Consider the following 17,222-nt stretch of genomic DNA (forward strand, 5'->3'; position numbering starts at 1 on the left):
TGGGCGCGGAGCCGGATTTAGTTGACGAGGTAGTAGACCTGCTTGCGGGCGTCGTGGAAGGAGTAGCGCGAGCCGACGAGCTCCTCCTCCTCGAGCCGGTTCAGCGCGTAGCGGACGGTACGGTCCGGCAGGAGCGACTCGTCGGCCAGCTGGCCCTGGGAGAGCGGCGAGGAGCCCTCCAGCACCTTGGCGACGAGCTTCGCGCTCGGCGGGAGTTCGCGCAGACGGTCGCGGAACTCGGGGTCAGTCATCGGGTTCTCGTTCGAGCGTTCTTCCGTGGTCGCGCTCATGTCTCCTCGTGAGGCGAACCCCCTGGTAAACCTTCCCTATATGTGTGACAAAACAATACGAACACCCCTATGTGTCTAAGGCTCCCTTATACAAAACCGGCCGACAGGAATTGCCGGAACCGGCACCCGGGCCGCCACACCGTTATAGGGCGGGGGGTTTATCACGATTGTATGGCTCAGATACCCGAGCGGTTCCACGACCTGTTCGACGTGAAAACGTTCGGACATTTTTCGACCGTAATGCCCGACGGGACCCCACAGGTGACACCGGTGTGGGTCGACTACGACGAACCGGCGAATCGCGTGCTCGTGAACACGGCGCGCGGACGCCGGAAGGAGCGGAACGTCCGCCGGAACCCGAAGGTGGGGATGAGCATGACCGACCCCTCGGACCCCTACCGGTTCCTCTCGGTGCGCGGGGAGGTCACCGACCTCACGGAGGAGGGCGCCGACGCCCACATCGACGCGCTGGCGAAGCGGTACATGGGCGCCGACGAGTATCCGAACCGCGATAGCGAGGACGGCGCCCGCGTCGTCATCCGCATCCGCCCGGACGCCGTCTCCCACTCCTGACGCAAGGTTTGTCCCGCCGCGGCCCGACCCGTCGGTATGGAGAGTCTCGAAGCCGAACTGGCTCGTGCCCGCGAGCTCTCGGTCGCCGACCTGGCGGACGCCATCGAGTCCATCGGCTTCGAGTGCACCCGGTGTGGCGCCTGCTGTAAGGGCCACGGCGACGGCGACGACCGCGAGGACCACACCGCGACGGTGTTCCCCGACGAGGTCCGCGAGTTGCAGGCCGCGACGGAGTACGACTGGCGCGACGTGGCCCGGCCGATGCCGTACGGGTTGCACGACGGCGACGCAGGCCCGGAGGGCGAGACGTTCGAGTGGGCCCTCCAGACGGACGCCTGCGGCGACTGCACCTTCTACGAGGAGTCGGACGGCACCGGCGCCTGCACCGTCCACGACGACCGGCCGCTCATCTGTCGCACCTACCCGTTCTCGGTGGCGCTGGGCGGCACCGCTCAGCCGATGGGCGAGGCCGTCGACCGCGAGGGGATGGTCCGGGCCCACGAGTGCGAGGGGCTGGGTCGGGACATCTCGCGGGCCGACGCCGAGGAACTCGCGGCCGCGCTCAAGGAGCGGGCGGTCCGCGAACTGGAGGAGGCCATCGCCGTCCGCGACGGCTACGACCCCGTCGACCCGGACCCGGGAGAGGTGGTCGTCCACGACTCGGAGGGCGCGAAACGGCCGGACGGGCGCCGCTACCGGTAAGACCTTTATCGGAGGGGAGTGACACGGTTCGTGTCTATGGAGATCTCCGATAAGCTCCTGTGTCTGTTCAGCGCCGACGTCGAGGCCGACGGCGACCGCTACGTCGTGGAGGTGCCGCGCCGCGAGATAGACACCGGCGCGGTCGACCCGGGCGACACCTACCGCGTCGCACTCATCGCCGGCGAGGGCGGGGAACCGGTCGAGGAGACCGGCGACGAGCCCGCGCCCGAGGAGCCCCAGCCGCCGGTCGAGCGGGGCGAAATCCGCTACGTCGAAATCGAGGACCTCGGGAAGCAGGGCGACGGCATCGCCCGCGTCGAGCGCGGCTACGTCATCATCGTCCCCGGCGCCGAGGTGGGCGAGCGCGTGAAAATCGAGATCACCGAGGTCAAGTCCAACTTCGCGGTCGGCGAAATCATCGAGTAGCGGCGATTACTCCCGAGCGGTTCTGCCGGCCCCACACGCCAGACCAGCCGCCGCATCGCCGTCCTGCGTCGAGGGTCGGTGGATTCCCTCCACGGAGTCGAGCGTGTCGATGGTGTCTCGGTGGGCGGCCGTCCCCCGGACCGGCTGTTACCCCGCCGTACCAACGGCGGCCTCCACCGGGGCGTCGTCCCGCCCGACACTCCAATAAACCGCACGATAGCGAGGGGTTAACCACGCGTACCAAACCGGCTTTTGGGGACCGTCCCCACGGGTGAGACATGAGCGCGACCACCGCCGCGACGACCACGACCCTGAGCGACAAACAGCAGCGCATCCTCGAGTACCTCCGTGAGGAGGGCGCGACGAAGACGTACTTCAAATCGCGACTCATCGGCGACGAACTGAACATGTCGGCCAAGGAGGTCGGCACGAACATGACCGCCATCTGCGACGGGGAGTTCGACGTCGACGTCGAGAAGTGGGGCTACTCGTCGGGCACGACCTGGAAAGTCACCCTCTAATCCCGGTCGTACGCGACGAGGCCGTCGGCCTCCGCAGCGAACTCTGTGGCGTCCTCGCCGAATGAGTCGGCGTACCGGACGACGAGCATCAGCAGTTTCTCCGGCCGTTCGACGCTGTAGCCGTCCTCGCGTGACAGCAGACCCGCCGACTCCAGTTCCGCGGCGTACTTGCTGATGGTGGGTCGGGAGACCCCCAACTGCTCGGCGAGGTCACCGCCCGTCGCCTCGGGGTCGCGCAACAGCGCCACCACCATCCCGCGGGCGGTGTCGCGCCGCAGGTAGCCGAGCGCGCGCTGTTCGAACGCCGAGAACCGCCCCGCGGGGAAGAAGCGGCGGTAGTCGCCGTCCTTGTAGGAGGTGACGGCGTCGGCCCGCTCCAGTTTGCGGAGGTGGTGCTGTGTCTCGCCGGTCCCGAGTTTGAGGTCGTCGCGCAGTTTTGAGAAATGTGCACCGGGCGTCGTCGAGAGGTAGCCGAGGATGGCGTCGCGGGCGTCGCTGTCGCCCGAATCGCCCGAGAGCCGCGCCAGCGGCGTCGCCGCGCCGACGGCGGCGAACCGCTTGAGCGTGGCCCGCTTGCTCTCGTCGACCTCGTCGCTCATCGGCTGTCCGTGGGAGATGCGGAGACAAAAGCGTTCGCGTCTCCGCTACTCGGTCTCGGGTTCCCGTTCGCCGTCGCCGGCCGCGTCGCCGGCCGTCTCCTCGTCGCTCATCGCCGACCGCATCTGCTCTTCGACCTCCTCGTCCATGTCGGCCTCCATCTCGGAGATGACCTCGTCGGCGCTCCTGATGTCCGTCTGGTCCTCGCCCTCCTTGATGGCCTGCGCTTCGGCCTCCATCTGCTCGACGTCCATCTCGGCCTCCTCGTCTATCTGCCCGAGTATCTCCTCGATGTCGTCGAGGCCGAGCATCTCGCGGGTCTCCTCGTCGAAGTCCATCGAGTCGAGCACGTCCTGGCTCTCCTTCACGTCGGAGCCGGTCATGTGCTTGCCGTAGCGGCCGACCAGCGACGTGAGTTCCTGCGGGAGCACGAACGTCGTCGAGTCGCTGGTGCCGATGTCCGCGAGCGTCTCCATCCCCTTGTCGATGACCGCGCGCTCGCCCATCGACTCGGCGGACTTCGCGCGCAGGACGGTCGAGATGGCGTCACCCTGCGCTTCCAGAATCTGGCTCTGTTTTTCACCCTGTGCGCGGATGATGTTCGACTGCTTGTCACCCTGTGCGGTCTCGACCGCGGAGCGGCGTTCACCCTGCGCTTCCAGAATCATCGCGCGGCGACGGCGCTCGGCCGACGTCTGCTGCTCCATCGCCTGCTGGACGTCCTGGCTGGGGTTGACCTCCCGCACCTCGACCGATTCGACGCGGACGCCCCACTCGTCGGTCGGCTCGTCGAGTTCCTTCCGGATGCGGGCGTTTATCTCCTGTCGCTTGTTGAGCGTGTCGTCGAGTTCCATGTCGCCCAGCACCGCACGCAGGGTGGTCTGTGCGAGGTTCGAGACCGCGCGCTTGTAGTCGTCGACCTCGAGGAACGCCTTCTTGGCGTCCATCACCTTGATGTAGACGACGGCGTCGGCCGTCACGGGCGAGTTGTCGCGGGTGATGGCCTCCTGGCGGGGCACGTCCAGCGTCTGGGTGCGCATGTCGAACGTGTACGTCCGCGAGACGAACGGCAACACGAAGTTGATGCCGGGTTCGAGCAGGCGCTGGTACTCGCCGAACACCGTCAGCGCCCGCTTCTCGTAGGCGTTGACGATTTCGACGGACTTGTACACCGCCACGATGGCAATGAGTAGCGCGACCAGCGCCAGCACCGGGAGGACCACTGACCCGAGCTGTAACGGGAACAACATAGCTCGTCTTGGGATGACGTGTCAATAAGGGTTCCCCCGCCAGGGAGTCGACCGCCGTCAGGCGGGTTCGGTGTCGCTCTCCTCGCGGTCGCGGGACGCCCGCCCGCGTTCGAGTTCCCGCTCGATGTCGTCGAGCTCCGACAGCGACGCGACGGTGAGGACGTTCCCCCCGCCGGGGTCCAGCACGATGACCTCCTCTCCCTCCGCGATGTCGCCGTCCATGCTCCGGGCGCGGTAGTAGGGGTTGAAGCCGCCGTCCTCGAGTTTCACCTCGCCACCGTCGTGGGTGACCCGCTCGGTGACCCGGCCGATCTGTCCCCGCAGGGAGTCGGAGTCGCTCGTCTGCGCGTCGGCGGTGCGGTTCCGTATCCCGAGGTCCTGGTAGAACTTGAACGTCGCCGCGCCCGCGAGGATGACGACGGCCGCGAGCACCAGCGGCGTCAGCGGCCCGAGCAGGCCGCCGAGTGCCAGCCCCACCGCGCCCGCGGCCAGCAGGGCGACCCCGACGACGATGAAGTGTGCGCCGGGCGCCAGCGCCTCCATCACGACGAGGCCAGCGCCGACTAACAGCAGCAGCAGCGAGAGCGGGACGCCCAGCACCTCGACCATACTCCCCCTAGGTGCCGGGCTCCCCTAAGGGTTCGCCCGCGCGTCACGGCAGGTGTCGCCCGTCACAGCAGGAACTGCGCGAGCACCACGAGCGTGACGGCGGCGCCCAGCAGAACGAACAGCGAGCCCTCCAGCGAGGGCGACCCGGGTTCCAGCGTCCGCTCGTCGGGGCCGGTCCACGACTCCCCCTCCGTGGCGACGTGGAGCGCGCTCCCCGAGCGGTCGTCGCCGTCAGCGTCCGTCCTGGGCCGGTCGGCGCCGCGGTCGGTCCCGTCCCGGGCGTCGCTTCCGTCCGCGCCCTTCCGGGCCGGGTCGTCGGCTGCGTCGGTCACACCCGTCGTACGCCGTCGGCGCCGATAAATCCTCGCCGTTCGGACTACTGCACCTTCGTCCCGGGCTCGGCGTCCGCCAGCGTGGTCAGCAGGTCGGCCTGGTCGCCAGCGGCGAGCAACATCCCGTTCGACTCGACGCCGAACAGTTCCGCCTTCTCGAGGTTCGCCACCACGACGATGCGGGTGCCGGGCAGCGAATCGAGGTCGTGGAGTTGCTTGATGCCGGCGACGATCTGGCGCGTCTCGACGCCGATGTCGACCTCCAGTTTCGCGAGGTCGTCGGCCCCCTCGATCGGCTCGGCCGACAGTATCTCGGCGACCCGGATGTCGAGCGCCTGGAAGTCGTCGAAGCTCACGCGGTCGTCCGCGACGGGTTCGAGGTCGGTCACGGCCGACTCGTCGTCGCCGTCGGCCTCCTCGCTTTCGGTTCCGTCCCCGGCCGTCGCCTCGGCGACGCGGGCCTCCAGTTGCTCGTTGAGCTCCGCCACCTGGTCGTCCTCGATGCGGTCGAACAGTTCGTCGGGGTCGTCGAACGTCGCGGGCGGCGCCTCCAGCGCGGCCTCGATGCCGGCGTCGTGGACCGACCCCGACTCGCCGAGTTGCGCCCACAGCTGTTCGGCCTTCCCGGGGAGGACCGGCTCCATCAGCACCGCGCACGCCTTCGTTATCTGCACGCAGTCGCGGATGACCTGCGCCGCCCGGTCGGGGTCGTCGTCGACGAGGTTCCACGGCTCGTGGCGCTGGATGTACTCGTTGCCGAACTTCGCCAGCTCGACCGGCGCCTGCCCCAGCCCGCGCACGGAGTAGTCGTTGACAGCCTCGCGGACGTCCGCGATGGCGCTCTCGACGTGGGATTCGACCTCCTCGCTCACCGTGACGTCGGGCGTCCCGTCGTAGTTCCGCTCCGCGAACAGCAGCGAGCGGTAACAGAAGTTGCCCAGCGTGCCGACGAGGTCGTTGTTCACCCGCTCCTGGAGCGCGTCCCACGAGAAGTTCACGTCCGCGGTGAACTCCGAGCCGGTGATTATCTGGTAGCGGAACAGGTCCGGGTGGAAGCCCGCATCCAGGTAGTCGTCGGCCCACACCGCGCGGTTGCGCGACGTGGAGAACGCCTCGCCGGCGAGGTTGACGAACCCGCAGGCCATCACCGCGCGCGGCTCGTTGAAGTCCGCACCCCGGAGCATGGCGGGCCAGAACACGGTGTGGTGCTGGATGATGTCCTGGCCGATGATGTGGACGATCTCGCCGCCGTCCGGGCGTTCGTCGGTGCCGTGGTTCTTCCAGACGGCCTCCCAGTCGTACTCCTCGGTGCCGACGCGCTCGGAGTACTGCTTCGTCGAGGAGGCGTACTCGATGGGCGCGTCGACCCAGACGTACAACACGAGGTCGTCGGCCCCCTCGCCCGGATAGTCGATGCCCCAGTCCATGTCGCGAGTGATACACCAGTCCTGGAGTTCGCCCTCGATCCACTCGCGGGGCTGGTTCTTCGCGTTGGCCGTCCCTTCGAGGCGGTCGATGAACCCCTGGAGGTACTCCTGGAAGTCCGAGACCCGGAAGAACTTGTGCGTGCGGTCGCGGTACTCCGCGGGGTTGCCGGTGATTGCGCTGACGGGGTCCTCGACCTCGCCGGGTTCGAGATGGCGGCCACAGCCCTCGTCGCACTCGTCGCCGCGGGCCGTCTCACCGCAGTACGGGCAGGTCCCCTCGACGTACCTGTCGGGGAGGGGCTGGTCGGCCTCGGGGTCCCACGCGACCTTTATCTCCTTCTCGTAGACGTGACCCCCCTCGTCGAGTGCGCGGACGATGTCCTGGGTCAGTTCGGTGTTCGTGTCGTCGTGGGTGTGGCCGTAGTTGTCGAACTCGACGTTGAACTCCGGGAACGTCGCCTCGTACTGTTCGTGATACGAGAGCGCGAACTCCTCGGGAGAGACCCCCTCCTTGTCGGCGTTGACCGCGATAGGGGTGCCGTGCATGTCCGACCCGCAGACGAACGCCGTCTGCTGGCCGACCGTCTCCAGCGCCCGCGAGAACGCGTCCCCGCTGACGTACGTGCGGAGGTGGCCGACGTGCAGGTCGCCGTTGGCGTACGGTAACCCGCAGGTGACCACCGCGGGGTCGTCGGTCGGGAAATCCGGATGACTCATGGCTGTGCCTCCTCGTGGCGGGGACTAAACCCCGCTGGTTCGTCGGTGTGCATCGGTGTCGGTGTGGCTACTCGGCGTGCGGTGCGACAGAAAGCGTGGTTTCGCGCCCGGGCAGGGCCGTATGAGGGCGACCCCGGACGGTCCACCGGCGCGGCGACGGCTACGGGCGCATCGAACGCGTGGGCCGCGCTACGCGAGTCACACCGACAGGAAAACGGCGGAGGGTGAAAAGCGATTCGTCCCCGAGCGGGCGTCAGTCCTTGATCTCGACGCCGCCGAAGGCGACGAACCCCTCGACCACGAGGTCCACGGAGTCGTGGGTCCGCTCCTCGCGGAGGCGGGTGTCCTCGACGCTCCCGAACACGGGGAGAACGTCGACGCGGACGTTCCAGTCGCGGGGCGCGATTATCTCCACGGCACCGAACATCGCCACCGCGTCGACCCGGATGGGCGTCTCGGGGTCGGCGGGGGCCACGTCACGGAGGTCGAGCGTCACCCCGCCGAACGCGGCGATGGCGTCGGCACCCCGGAACGACCGGGAGGTGGCGCGCTTCTCGCTACCGCCGAACACGGCGACGGCGTTCAGGAACCTGTCGTCGCTGGCGGCCGTGCCGGTCCGGGTCTTGTACGCGCCGGCGACCAGCGAGAGGCCGAAGACGACGACGACGAGGGGCCACAGCGACCAGACCTGCTCCCAGGTGGCGTAGCCGAGCGTGACGGCCTGGGCCGCCGAGGCGGCCACCACCAGCAGGAGCGGGCCGAACACGTTGCGGAACCCGCTGGTGACGAACGCCCACAGGCCGACGAGGACGAACAGCGCCGGCGCGTACCGGAGCAGGCGGCCGGTGTCGTACAGCCCCGTGGTGGTAGCCAGCAGGGCCAGACCCACGAGGACGACGGCGATACCGACGAGCAGGCCGCTTGAGACACGCTTGTAGTTCATGCTACACGTACGACCGACGTGGAGATAAAGCGATACTGCGGGTCTCGGACGGTGGGACTCAGACGATGCTCGCACCGATGGCGAACAGGCCGAGGGTGACGAGCAGGCGGCCGACGCTCCCGACGAACGTGGCGGCGGCGAACTTCGTGTAGTTCTCCTCGAGGATGGAGAACGCGTAGATTGAGAGCGTGTCGGGGAAAAAGGGGACACACAGCGCCATCGCCAGTCCCGCGTAGCCGTACTTGCGGGCGATTTCGATAGTTTTCCGCTCGGAGTATTCGACGATATCGACCGGGGAGCGGCGGAGCGCGCGGATGACGGGCCCCGACTCCTTCACCTCGTGGCCGATGGCGAACGCGAACACGGAGCCGGCGGCCTTCGCGGTGCCGGACACGAGGATGATGAGCGTCACCTCGACGGCGTACGGCACGCCGAGACGGAGACTCGGGAGGAGCACCACCTCGCTGGGGCCGGGCAGTATCCACGCGATGAGAAACGAGTAGATGGCGATGATGAGCAGACCGAGCGGGCCGCTGGCCGTCCGGACCGCTTCCTCGAGGACGTGGTAGTCCGGCCACGAGAACAGGGGCAGGACCTCGAGCGGCGTCACTATCCGGAACGAGGGAGAGGTGCGGTGTAAGCCTATTGGCTTGGCGGCGTCGATGGACCGCTCCCCCGACGAACGGCGACGAACGGAGTCACCGCAGGCGGTCGACGTCCGCGAGGAACGCCCGGAGCGTCTCCCGGGTGACGTGGGGCATCATCACGATGCGGGCCTCGCCCGCCTCCGTCCGGGAGATGCGCCACCCCTCCTCGCGGAGCGCGTCGACGGTGTCGGCCGCGAAGTCCGCGGCGACGATGGGGAGGGTCGGCTCCACGTGGTCGACGCCGCGGGCGTGGAGTTCGGCCGCGAGCCAGTCGGCGTTCGACTGGCTCGTCTCGTACTGCTCGCGGTAGCCCTCCGGCCAGAGTTCCTCCAGCACCGCGGCGGCGCTGGCCACGCCCGCGCCCGACCGCGTCCCTGTCAGCGTCACCTGCGACGTGGATTCGAGGTAGGGGGTGTCGATGGAGAGTTCGTCCAGCAGTTCCGGGCCGCGCGCGAGCAGGCCCCCCGCCGGCACCGCCGCCTGCCCCATCTTGTGGGGGTCGATTGTCATCGTGTCGATGTCGGCGTCCGAGAAGTCCCACTCGTGGTGGGTAAACGGGAGGACGAACCCGCCCCACGCGGCGTCGACGTGGGTCAGCGCGTCCACCTCGTCGGCCATCCGCGCGAGCCGCGGGATGGGGTCGACGCGGCCGTACTCGGTGGTGCCGGCGACGCCCACCACGAGCACGGTGTCGTCGTCTATCAGTTCGTCGACGGCCTCGAGGTTGGCGGTGAAGTCGTCGAGCGGGGCGACTCGCATCTCCACGCCGAGCACGTCGGCGGCCTTGTGAAACGAGAAGTGCGCTGAGGCGGGCGCGACGAAGTTCGGGTCGCGGGTCGACGCGCGGTTGCGCGCGACCCTGACCGCCTGGATGTTCGCCTCCGTGCCGCCGGAGGCGACGTAGCCGGCGGCGTCGTCGAGACCGGCCACCTCTCCGAGCGTGGCGACCGCCTCGCGCTCGAGTGTCGCCACCGTCTCGTAGGTGCCGGGGTCGCCGGGGTTGGTGGCGAGGAACCGCTCGGCCGCGTCGCGTGCCACCGGATGCGGTTCCGTACACATCGAGGAGAGCACGCGGGAGAAATCCTGAGGCTGGGCCCGCTGCATCTGTTGGGAGCTATGCGCTCTCGCGCTTAAAAATTGCGCAGTTCGCCGACGGCGGGTTTACGACAGCGCCTCGGGCACCCACTGCGGTCTGGTGACCCCGGGGTCCTCCAGCGACCGGAGCGTGTACGCAATGGCGAACGACCCCTGCGAGCCGTCGATGGTGTAGGTGCCCGACGCCGAGAACTCGTAGATTCGCCCCTCGCTGTCCACGACGACGTGCGCCTCGTAGTCGCGCAGGTCGGTCGCGTTGTCGGGGAGCGCACGCGGGTTCGCCGGCTCCGTCGTCGAGGTGAGCGTCACGAGGTCCGTCGTGTCCTCGCGCTCGGTGACGTTCGTCACGTTCCAGCCGCCGGCCGACAGATACCGACCGAACACGCTCTCGCCGGTGAGCTGTTCGGCCGGGATGGGCTGTGCCTGCCGGTACACCACGCGGTCGCCGAATCTGAACCGCACCGCCTGCACCGATTCGTTCCCCCAGGCGTCGATTTGGGAGCCGGGGTTGCGGGTCCGGAAGCCGTACTCGGTGGCGTTGGGCGCGCCCTGCGTGAGTTGCGAGCGGCTGACCCGCCGGCGCTGACCCTCCTGGACGACGGTCGCGTTCGTGCTGAACCGGTAGGTGAACCCCGTCTTCAGGAGCGTCTCGGTGTGGGCATCCAACAGCGCCGCGGAGTCCGCGAACGTCCCGTTCTCCGCGTCGACGCCGGGCGGCGCCTGGTCGGCTGTCAGACCCCCGCCACCACCGCCGAACGGGAGGGCGGAACAGCCGGACAGCGCGAGGAGGATGGCGAGCGCCACCGCGGCGAACGTGCGTCGCATACCTCGACTGTGGGTGCCCGCGCAAAAAGCCCCGCGCTCTCGAACAGAGCCGGTTCCCACTGCCGGCGCGGCGGACGCTTATGTACCCCCGCCGTGACACACGAGCCATGAACGACACCGTCCAACTGACGTTCGACGGCGACGTCGCCACCCTGACCATCGACCGCCCCGACCGGCTGAACGCCCTGAACGAGGCGACGCTGGAGGGGATGGCCGACGCCCTCGACGAGGCGCGCGGCGAGGCGCGGGTGCTCGTCGTCACCGGCGCGGGCGAGAAGGCGTTCGCCGCGGGCGCTGACATCTCCCGGATGGCCGAGATGTCCGTCGAGGAGGCCCACGCCTACTGCGAGCAGGGCCACGCGGTGATGAACGCCGTCGAGTCGTTCCCCGCGCCCGTCATCGCGGCGCTCAACGGCTACGCGTTCGGCGGTGGCTGTGAACTCGCGCTCGCTTGCGACCTCCGTATCGCAAGCGAGCGGGCGGTCATCGGGCAGACCGAAATCGACCTCGGCATCGTCCCCGGGTGGGGCGGCACCCAGCGGCTCGTCCGGCTGGTCGGCGACGAGACGGCCCGCCGACTCGTCTTCTTCGGCGAACGCGTCGACGCGCAGGACGCGCTGGAACTCGACCTGGTGAGCGAGGTGGTCGCCCACGACGAACTCGACGAGTACGTCGCCGGGATGGCCGCCGACCTCGCGGAGAAGCCGCAGTTCGCCATGGCCGCGGCGAAGGAGGCCATCAACGAGGCCCACGAGATGGGCCAGCGCGAGGGACTCGACTTCGAGCGGCGCCTCTGGAGCAGTCTGTTCGGCACGCCCGACCAGCGCGAGGGGATGGACGCGTTCCTGAACGACCGCGACCCCGAGTTCGAGTAGCACGGATGCGTAGTCCGGGCGGCGTGAGCGACGACGATGGCGACATCGTGCGTCAGGACGTGGGTATCGCGCTGTCGAACGTCGCGGTCGGCGCGATGCTGGCCGGGACCGTCGCGCTCGCCGTCGACCTGTGGTGGATAGGCGCAGTCGCGTCGGTCGCTACCGCGGGGCTGGCGGCGGCGGCCGACCGGAGTCGCGCCGGCCTCTGGGCACTGTACGCCGCCGGCGTCGCCGTCGCGGTCGGCCTCGCCTGGGGCTGGTGGGCCGGCGCGACGACGGTCGGTGTCGTGCCGCTCTTGCTTCTCGGCGTGGGGAGCGGGGCCGGTGTGAACCGCCTCCTGTTCGGCGTGGCGTGGTCCGTCCCCGAGACGCGGCGGCGCCGCGAGGCCGCCGAGTGAGTCAGTCCTGCGGGGCGGGCGCGGGCGCGCGGTCGGCGTCCAGCGTCTCCCACACCTGCGAGTAGGTCAACACGAGCGCCAGCGCCGCCAGCACCGCCGTCACGAGGAACGGGGCGGCGAAGCCGAACCGGATGGCGTACCCCGAAATCAGGGGGCCGACGGCGACGCCGAAGCCGAACGCCGTCGTCAGCACCGACAGCGTGGTGCCCGACTGTCCACGGCCCGCCAGGTCGCCCGCAAGCGCCAGTCCGGGTGCGAACACCAGCGCCACCGAGACGCCCTGCAACAGGCGGAACAACAGCATCAACAGCGGTCCCGAGGAGACGCCGAACAGCGTCCCGTCGAGGAGCGTCGCCAGTTCGGGCACGTACGCCTGGAGCGCCAGCGACGGGACGAGCAGGGCGAACCCGGCGACGAGGAACGGCCGGCGGCCGAACCGGTCGGAGGCGCGACCGATGGGCACCTGAAACAGGACGTTGGCGATGACGACGGCCGCGAACTGCACCGAAAAGAGGAACGGCCCCTGCCCGAGCGTCGTGTTCACGACCTCCTGGATGGTGGCGAAGATGGCGATACCCGTCGCCATGAAGAAGGTGCCGACGCCGACGACGAACACGGGGTCGAACAGTTGGTCGCGGCCCCGGACCCGAATCGAGAGGTCGTCGGCCGCCGCCGCGTCGGTGCCTTCGGGGTCGTCGACGAGAATCGTGACCAGCGCGAACGAGACGACGGCACCGAGGACGGCGATGGAGAAGGCGGCGTCGAATCCGGAGATTCGGGCGCCGGCGAGCGGACCGAACGCGTCGGTCAGCACGTAGGTGACGACCTGCTCGCCGCCGAAGCCCCCGGTGATGAGCAGGCCGGCGACGATGGGGCCGAACCCGAAGCCGATGAGCCGGAACGTGTTGAACACGCCGAAGTTGCCGCCGCGCTGGGTGGCGTCGGCGGCGTACTCGTTGACCAGCGCGAGCGTCACGGGGATGGTGAGCGCCGCGCCGACCCCCTGCAGGGCCCGCACGGCCAGCACCGACCAGTACGAGGAGACGAACGGGTAGGCGGCGCTGGCGACGCCGAACACCGCCAGCCCCACCAGGATGAACGCCTTCCGTCGGCCGACCCGGTCGGAGAGCCGCCCGGTGAACGGCTGGAGCGAACTGTTGAGCAAGCCGAACAGCGAGAGGACGACGCCGATGAGCAGTTCCGTCGTGAACCCGTCGAGACCCGCAAGCGAGATGCGACCGCTGGCGATGTACAGCGGGAGGACGATGATGAGAAACGAGTTCCCCAGCGAGTCGGCCAGCCGCGCCATCGCCAGCGCGAGCACGCGGTTGTCGGTGCCGAGAACCATCTACCCGCAACGAGGAGACGGGGCGACATGAAGGGGCCGGAGACACACGCGTCACCGGGGCGGAACGCTTTCGGCCCGCAACGTCGTACGGTACCGTATGGCACGGACCGTGAAACTCAGCCGGCTGGAGGCGACCCTCGGGGAGCTATCGTACCCGGTCGACCGGGCGACTGCAGCCGCGAACCTGGACGACGTGACCCTCCTGCTCGCGGACGGGGAGGTGAACCTCGGGGAGACCGTCGCGGACCTCCCGAGCGAGCGGTTCGACTCGCCCGACGACCTCTCGGCGGACCTGTACGGCGCACTCCCGGTCGAGGCGGTGGGCGAACCCGGCCAGTCGGAGGGCGACGCCTGAGCGGCCGACCCGGTTGGTTAAATACCGAGCCGCCGCCTACACCGCGTACGGATGGAGTTCTGCGACGAGTGCGGGTCGATGATGCACACGGAGGGCGACGTCTGGCTGTGCCAGTCGTGCGGCAACGAACAGCCGCGCGACTCGCAGGCGGAAGCCGAGCTGGCGACCACGGCGGGCCAGCAGGACGACGGCCCGCCACCGGTGGCCGACGCGACCACGGACGACACCGAGACGGTGCACCAACCCTGCCCGGCGGAGGGGTGTGATAGTGAGCGCGCCGACTACGAGATGATGCCCAAGCCGGGTGGCTCCTACGAGGTACGACTGTTCACCTGCGTCGAGTGTGGGCACAAGTGGCGCGGCACCTGACGGTGTCCGCCGCAGGGGCGGGCGCCGACGGAAAAGCGGGAGGCTTACACCTACCGATACAGTAACGGAACCCAGTCAGATGAGATTCTGCGACGAGTGCGGTTCGATGATGCACACGGAGGGCGACGCGTGGGTCTGTCGCTCCTGTGGCCACGAGACGCTCCGCGACTCCGAACAGGAGGCGGCGATGACGACGACACAGGGACAGAGCGACGACGGGCCGGTCGACATGTCGGACGTGGACGACGCCGAGGTCGGCCCCACGACGAAACAGCAGTGTCCCCAGCCGGACTGTGACGGCGAGCGCGCTCGCTACGAGATGAAGCAGATACGCGCGGCCGACGAGTCGGAGACGCGGTTCTTCACCTGCGTCGAATGTGGGCACAAGTGGCGCGAGGACGACCACTGACCGATTTTTACGCCTCCGGTTCGTAGGGCCGGGCATGTCACCAGACCGGTCGGCCGACGCGCCGACCGTCCCGAGCGACCGCTTGGAGCAGGGGGGTTGGGAACTGCGCGACGACCTCGTCGAGACCGTGTTCCAGTTGCCAACGGCGACCGTGACCGGCCACACCCTGCTGTACGAGGACAGTGGCCTCCGCGAACAGGTCCGCGAGGCGACCGGACTCGACCGGCCGTGGCGCTTCTTTTTCGCCACGGCGCTGGCGTTCCAGCCGTCGCTGGCGCCCGGCATCGCACCGCTCATCAGCAGCACCGTCGCCCGGGAGGCACGCAAGGAGTTCGCCACGGACCTCGAGGAGCGCGGGTTCCGGAACGTCGAGCGCGGCCGCACCGAGCGGGTCCGCATCGACGGCAACCGCGCACGGCTCACGACGTACCGCGCGACGTACCCGGTCGAGGCCGACGACGCCGAGACCGAACTACAGGTGACGGGCCATCTCGCGGTCTGGAACGGCGACGGCTACCGGCTGGCCGGCGGTGTCTACCCCGAAGCCGGACTCGACGACGTCACCGACGGCGTCGACGCGAGCGCCTACCGGGAGGAACTGCTCGACCTCATCAGAAGCGTCCGATAACCCCCGTCGTGCCGGTGTGCCGAGTACGCCGACAGACGCATCGGCTCACTCCAGCACGGAGCGGCGCGCGAACGTGAGGTAGCCGGTGTGGCCGACGCCGCGCGTCGAGGGACGGGAACCCCGGTCGTCGAACTCCATCCCGCGCTGGATGGTCTCGAGCGTCTCCACGTCGACGAGGTCCGCCTCGCGTGCGGCCTCGACGCAGTCCCGGGAGGACTCGACGAACGGCGAGTAGACGGCGACGAACCCGCCGGGGACGACGAGGTCCGGGACGCGCGCGACCACGTCAGCGGCGTCGGCGGTGTCGAGCGTAACGCCGTCGAACCCCGACAGCGACCCGAGGTCGTCAGTCACGTCCCCGGTCCGCACCTCGACGCGCGTTTCGACGCCGGCGGTGTGCATGTTCTCGCGAGCCACCTCCGCGAACTCGTCGTCCTGTTCGTAGGTGACGACATCGACGCCGAGGCGACCGAGATACGCCGCGAGGATGCCCGTTCCGGTGCCGGCGTCGAGCACGCGGTCGCCGGCCGCGACGCCGGTGTGGCCGACGACGAGGCCGATGTCGCGGGGCATCATCGGCGCGCCCGTGCGTTCGAGGTGGTCGAACAGGTCGGGACCGCGTGGCGTGCGGACGACGAACTCCTCGCCGATGTGCGTCTCCAGGCGGTCGCCGGCCGCGACGTCGTCGGGCACCTCGAGGACACCGAGGTCCGACTCGAGGCGGTCGCCCGCCTCGACGAGGTACTCCCGGTCCTCGCGGACGAGGAGGTAGCTCACTCCAGTCGCTCGACGGCCGCCGCCAGGTCGCCGTCCGTCTCCTCGAGGGCCTCGCGGGCCGCCGACTTCGAGGCGCCGGTGCGTCCGGCGACGATTTCGATGTCCGATTCGGGTATCTCGTCGTCCGAGTCGCCAGCGTCGCCGGTGTCGTCGGCCCCGGCGTCAGCCGTCTCGCCCTCACCGCGCGGGCGGACGTCCGGTTCCCCGACGACCTGGTAGGTCTGTTGCCCCTGGGCGTCCATCCGCTGGACGTCGGCGTCGTGGAACACCATCTCCTCGTCCGCGGTACGGATGATGACCTCCTCGGCCTCGATGTCGTCGAGGTCGATGCCCATCTGGTTCATCATCTGCTTCATCTTCCGTGGGTTGAGTCCGCCGCCTCCGCCAAACATACCCGTGTGGTTGGTGCCCGAAATGAAAAGTGCTCGCTTTCAGCCGAACGTTCAAGTGCGATAGCGCGGCCATCGGCGCCGTGACCTGACCGTCGCCGCCGGTGGTCGAGGCCGGAGTGCGGGACACCACCGGCGACCGCCGAGGCCGACCGGGAGGCGGCCTCGATACGACCGGGCAGTAAGCCCGTACACCGTCACGTCCCGCCTGTACGCCCCTACTCGCCTGCGCCCGACCGGACGTAGACGGCCATCCCCGTCTCGAACGCCCGCATCTCCCCCGCCGCGAGTTCGGCCCGGCCCACCGCGAGCAGGTCGCCGGCCTCGTGAACGACGGCCACCTCGTCGCCCGGCCGCACCGCCTCGCCCACCGCGCGGACGAACTTGGCGAACACGTTCTTGCCGTCGCGGACGAACGGCTCGGACTCGTCGCCGACGACCACCCGGCCCGCGGGAGCCGGTAGCGTCGCGAGCAGTCGCTCGCCGCCCGCCAGCCCCAGCCTGAAGCGGCCGTCGTCCTCGTAGGAGACGATATGCGTCCCTCCGGGCGCGCCGTCGGCGCCCATCTCGCCCGGCGTGTGAATCTGCGTCGGCCGTCCGGAGTTCGTTCGCTGAACCGACGGCTCTTCGCCGGGCGGGAACAGCGCTTCGCCCACCCCCGCGCCGAACTGGTAGTCCGCGACCGTCGAGAGCGTCCGGCGTTCCTCGGCGTCCATGGGG

The 17,222-nt window shown here is 69.2% G+C and carries 24 protein-coding genes; 10 read left to right on the forward strand and 14 right to left on the reverse strand.

What is annotated here, in order from left to right; translation table 11 throughout:
• Positions 1 to 17: 17 nt before the first annotated feature.
• Positions 18 to 290 (reverse strand): MarR family transcriptional regulator, encoded by a 273-nt coding sequence (locus NL112_RS00780; protein WP_255150716.1) that lies wholly within the window; start codon positions 288 to 290, stop codon positions 18 to 20.
• Positions 291 to 461: 171 nt separating this feature from the next.
• Here NL112_RS00780 and NL112_RS00785 point away from each other — a divergent pair, with 171 nt between their 5' ends.
• The 4 genes from NL112_RS00785 (at position 462) to NL112_RS00800 (ending at position 2,512) form a co-directional block, all read left to right on the forward strand.
• Complete coding sequence (locus NL112_RS00785) at positions 462 to 863, forward strand: PPOX class F420-dependent oxidoreductase (RefSeq protein ID WP_255150717.1); 402 nt, start codon at positions 462 to 464, stop codon at positions 861 to 863.
• Positions 864 to 899: 36 nt separating this feature from the next.
• Positions 900 to 1,565: a YkgJ family cysteine cluster protein gene (locus NL112_RS00790; RefSeq protein WP_255150718.1), complete on the forward strand. Its 666-nt coding sequence runs from the start codon at positions 900 to 902 to the stop codon at positions 1,563 to 1,565.
• Positions 1,566 to 1,601: 36 nt separating this feature from the next.
• A complete protein-coding gene (locus NL112_RS00795; protein WP_255150719.1) occupies positions 1,602 to 1,991 on the forward strand; it encodes a TRAM domain-containing protein in 390 nt (129 codons plus the stop codon).
• A gap of 278 nt (positions 1,992 to 2,269) precedes the next feature.
• Positions 2,270 to 2,512, forward strand: a complete 243-nt coding sequence (locus NL112_RS00800; protein ID WP_255150720.1) for a DUF7123 family protein — start codon at positions 2,270 to 2,272, stop codon at positions 2,510 to 2,512.
• On the opposite strand, the gene NL112_RS00805 is transcribed toward NL112_RS00800, so the two are convergent.
• The 9 genes from NL112_RS00805 to NL112_RS00845 form a co-directional block, all read right to left on the reverse strand.
• Complete coding sequence (locus NL112_RS00805) at positions 2,509 to 3,111, reverse strand: winged helix-turn-helix transcriptional regulator (protein ID WP_255150721.1); 603 nt, start codon at positions 3,109 to 3,111, stop codon at positions 2,509 to 2,511. The two genes, NL112_RS00800 and NL112_RS00805, sit on opposite strands and share 4 nt — an antisense overlap.
• 45 nt (positions 3,112 to 3,156) lie before the next feature.
• Complete coding sequence (locus tag NL112_RS00810; protein ID WP_255150722.1) at positions 3,157 to 4,359, reverse strand: SPFH domain-containing protein; 1,203 nt, start codon at positions 4,357 to 4,359, stop codon at positions 3,157 to 3,159.
• Between the two features lie 57 nt (positions 4,360 to 4,416).
• A complete protein-coding gene (locus tag NL112_RS00815; RefSeq protein WP_255150723.1) occupies positions 4,417 to 4,968 on the reverse strand; it encodes an NfeD family protein in 552 nt (183 codons plus the stop codon).
• A 62-nt stretch (positions 4,969 to 5,030) separates the two neighbouring features.
• Positions 5,031 to 5,300 carry a DUF7312 domain-containing protein gene (locus NL112_RS00820; RefSeq protein WP_255150724.1) on the reverse strand — a complete coding sequence of 90 codons (270 nt, stop codon included), beginning with the start codon at positions 5,298 to 5,300 and terminating at the stop codon, positions 5,031 to 5,033.
• Between the two features lie 44 nt (positions 5,301 to 5,344).
• Positions 5,345 to 7,444: a methionine--tRNA ligase gene (metG, locus tag NL112_RS00825; protein ID WP_255150725.1), complete on the reverse strand. Its 2,100-nt coding sequence runs from the start codon at positions 7,442 to 7,444 to the stop codon at positions 5,345 to 5,347.
• Between the two features lie 253 nt (positions 7,445 to 7,697).
• On the reverse strand, positions 7,698 to 8,387 hold the full coding sequence (locus NL112_RS00830) for a LiaF transmembrane domain-containing protein (protein WP_255150726.1): 690 nt from the start codon (positions 8,385 to 8,387) through the stop codon (positions 7,698 to 7,700).
• A gap of 58 nt (positions 8,388 to 8,445) precedes the next feature.
• A complete protein-coding gene (locus NL112_RS00835; RefSeq protein ID WP_255150727.1) occupies positions 8,446 to 8,997 on the reverse strand; it encodes a YqaA family protein in 552 nt (183 codons plus the stop codon).
• An 88-nt stretch (positions 8,998 to 9,085) separates the two neighbouring features.
• Positions 9,086 to 10,138, reverse strand: a complete 1,053-nt coding sequence (gene mfnA / locus NL112_RS00840) for a tyrosine decarboxylase MfnA (protein ID WP_255150728.1) — start codon at positions 10,136 to 10,138, stop codon at positions 9,086 to 9,088.
• Between the two features lie 57 nt (positions 10,139 to 10,195).
• Entirely contained in the window at positions 10,196 to 10,954 is a 759-nt protein-coding gene (locus NL112_RS00845) for a DUF7537 family lipoprotein (RefSeq protein ID WP_255150729.1), read from the reverse strand.
• A gap of 107 nt (positions 10,955 to 11,061) precedes the next feature.
• Between NL112_RS00845 and NL112_RS00850 the strand changes: the two genes are divergently transcribed.
• The gene (locus NL112_RS00850) at positions 11,062 to 11,829 is read left to right on the forward strand and encodes an enoyl-CoA hydratase/isomerase family protein (protein WP_255150730.1); all 768 of its coding nucleotides are present in this window, start codon (positions 11,062 to 11,064) and stop codon (positions 11,827 to 11,829) included.
• Between the two features lie 5 nt (positions 11,830 to 11,834).
• Positions 11,835 to 12,227, forward strand: a complete 393-nt coding sequence (locus NL112_RS00855) for a hypothetical protein (protein WP_255150731.1) — start codon at positions 11,835 to 11,837, stop codon at positions 12,225 to 12,227.
• A 1-nt stretch (position 12,228) separates the two neighbouring features.
• Here the strand turns inward: NL112_RS00855 and NL112_RS00860 are convergent, their stop codons facing one another.
• Complete coding sequence (locus tag NL112_RS00860; RefSeq protein WP_255150732.1) at positions 12,229 to 13,575, reverse strand: MFS transporter; 1,347 nt, start codon at positions 13,573 to 13,575, stop codon at positions 12,229 to 12,231.
• A gap of 97 nt (positions 13,576 to 13,672) precedes the next feature.
• Here NL112_RS00860 and NL112_RS00865 point away from each other — a divergent pair, with 97 nt between their 5' ends.
• From NL112_RS00865 to NL112_RS00880, 4 genes are all read left to right on the forward strand, one after another.
• Positions 13,673 to 13,930: a DUF5789 family protein gene (locus NL112_RS00865; protein ID WP_255150733.1), complete on the forward strand. Its 258-nt coding sequence runs from the start codon at positions 13,673 to 13,675 to the stop codon at positions 13,928 to 13,930.
• A 51-nt stretch (positions 13,931 to 13,981) separates the two neighbouring features.
• Positions 13,982 to 14,299 carry an RPA12/RPB9/RPC11 RNA polymerase family protein gene (locus NL112_RS00870; protein ID WP_255150734.1) on the forward strand — a complete coding sequence of 106 codons (318 nt, stop codon included), beginning with the start codon at positions 13,982 to 13,984 and terminating at the stop codon, positions 14,297 to 14,299.
• Positions 14,300 to 14,378: 79 nt separating this feature from the next.
• Positions 14,379 to 14,708, forward strand: a complete 330-nt coding sequence (locus NL112_RS00875) for an RPA12/RPB9/RPC11 RNA polymerase family protein (RefSeq protein ID WP_255150735.1) — start codon at positions 14,379 to 14,381, stop codon at positions 14,706 to 14,708.
• 34 nt (positions 14,709 to 14,742) lie between these two features.
• Entirely contained in the window at positions 14,743 to 15,336 is a 594-nt protein-coding gene (locus NL112_RS00880) for a DUF6517 family protein (protein WP_255150736.1), read from the forward strand.
• Between the two features lie 45 nt (positions 15,337 to 15,381).
• Here NL112_RS00880 and NL112_RS00885 read toward each other — a convergent pair whose 3' ends face one another.
• The 3 genes from NL112_RS00885 to NL112_RS00895 form a co-directional block, all read right to left on the reverse strand.
• Positions 15,382 to 16,113 carry a methyltransferase domain-containing protein gene (locus tag NL112_RS00885; protein ID WP_255150737.1) on the reverse strand — a complete coding sequence of 244 codons (732 nt, stop codon included), beginning with the start codon at positions 16,111 to 16,113 and terminating at the stop codon, positions 15,382 to 15,384.
• Positions 16,110 to 16,505, reverse strand: a complete 396-nt coding sequence (locus NL112_RS00890) for a nascent polypeptide-associated complex protein (RefSeq protein WP_255150738.1) — start codon at positions 16,503 to 16,505, stop codon at positions 16,110 to 16,112. Before NL112_RS00890 ends, NL112_RS00885 begins: the two co-directional genes overlap by 4 nt.
• Before the next feature lie 215 nt (positions 16,506 to 16,720).
• Positions 16,721 to 17,218: a PUA domain-containing protein gene (locus NL112_RS00895; RefSeq protein WP_255150739.1), complete on the reverse strand. Its 498-nt coding sequence runs from the start codon at positions 17,216 to 17,218 to the stop codon at positions 16,721 to 16,723.
• Positions 17,219 to 17,222: the final 4 nt, after the last annotated feature.

Source organism: Halorarius halobius, assembly GCF_024298865.1.
GTDB classification, from domain to species: domain Archaea; phylum Halobacteriota; class Halobacteria; order Halobacteriales; family Haloarculaceae; genus Halorarius; species Halorarius halobius.

Coding starts and splice junctions, on each gene's coding strand:
- NL112_RS00845 (WP_255150729.1), bottom strand. CDS start 10,954: ATGCGACGCACGTTCGCCGCGGTGGCGCTCGCCATCCTCCTCGCGCTG.
- NL112_RS00860 (WP_255150732.1), bottom strand. CDS start 13,575: ATGGTTCTCGGCACCGACAACCGCGTGCTCGCGCTGGCGATGGCGCGG.
- NL112_RS00880 (WP_255150736.1), top strand. CDS start 14,743: ATGTCACCAGACCGGTCGGCCGACGCGCCGACCGTCCCGAGCGACCGC.
- NL112_RS00895 (WP_255150739.1), bottom strand. CDS start 17,218: ATGGACGCCGAGGAACGCCGGACGCTCTCGACGGTCGCGGACTACCAG.
- NL112_RS00830 (WP_255150726.1), bottom strand. CDS start 8,387: ATGAACTACAAGCGTGTCTCAAGCGGCCTGCTCGTCGGTATCGCCGTC.
- NL112_RS00780 (WP_255150716.1), bottom strand. CDS start 290: ATGAGCGCGACCACGGAAGAACGCTCGAACGAGAACCCGATGACTGAC.
- NL112_RS00785 (WP_255150717.1), top strand. CDS start 462: ATGGCTCAGATACCCGAGCGGTTCCACGACCTGTTCGACGTGAAAACG.
- NL112_RS00815 (WP_255150723.1), bottom strand. CDS start 4,968: ATGGTCGAGGTGCTGGGCGTCCCGCTCTCGCTGCTGCTGCTGTTAGTC.
- NL112_RS00795 (WP_255150719.1), top strand. CDS start 1,602: ATGGAGATCTCCGATAAGCTCCTGTGTCTGTTCAGCGCCGACGTCGAG.
- NL112_RS00850 (WP_255150730.1), top strand. CDS start 11,062: ATGAACGACACCGTCCAACTGACGTTCGACGGCGACGTCGCCACCCTG.
- NL112_RS00875 (WP_255150735.1), top strand. CDS start 14,379: ATGAGATTCTGCGACGAGTGCGGTTCGATGATGCACACGGAGGGCGAC.
- NL112_RS00855 (WP_255150731.1), top strand. CDS start 11,835: ATGCGTAGTCCGGGCGGCGTGAGCGACGACGATGGCGACATCGTGCGT.
- mfnA (WP_255150728.1), bottom strand. CDS start 10,138: ATGCAGCGGGCCCAGCCTCAGGATTTCTCCCGCGTGCTCTCCTCGATG.
- NL112_RS00865 (WP_255150733.1), top strand. CDS start 13,673: ATGGCACGGACCGTGAAACTCAGCCGGCTGGAGGCGACCCTCGGGGAG.
- NL112_RS00790 (WP_255150718.1), top strand. CDS start 900: ATGGAGAGTCTCGAAGCCGAACTGGCTCGTGCCCGCGAGCTCTCGGTC.
- NL112_RS00810 (WP_255150722.1), bottom strand. CDS start 4,359: ATGTTGTTCCCGTTACAGCTCGGGTCAGTGGTCCTCCCGGTGCTGGCG.
- NL112_RS00800 (WP_255150720.1), top strand. CDS start 2,270: ATGAGCGCGACCACCGCCGCGACGACCACGACCCTGAGCGACAAACAG.
- NL112_RS00870 (WP_255150734.1), top strand. CDS start 13,982: ATGGAGTTCTGCGACGAGTGCGGGTCGATGATGCACACGGAGGGCGAC.
- metG (WP_255150725.1), bottom strand. CDS start 7,444: ATGAGTCATCCGGATTTCCCGACCGACGACCCCGCGGTGGTCACCTGC.
- NL112_RS00805 (WP_255150721.1), bottom strand. CDS start 3,111: ATGAGCGACGAGGTCGACGAGAGCAAGCGGGCCACGCTCAAGCGGTTC.
- NL112_RS00890 (WP_255150738.1), bottom strand. CDS start 16,505: ATGTTTGGCGGAGGCGGCGGACTCAACCCACGGAAGATGAAGCAGATG.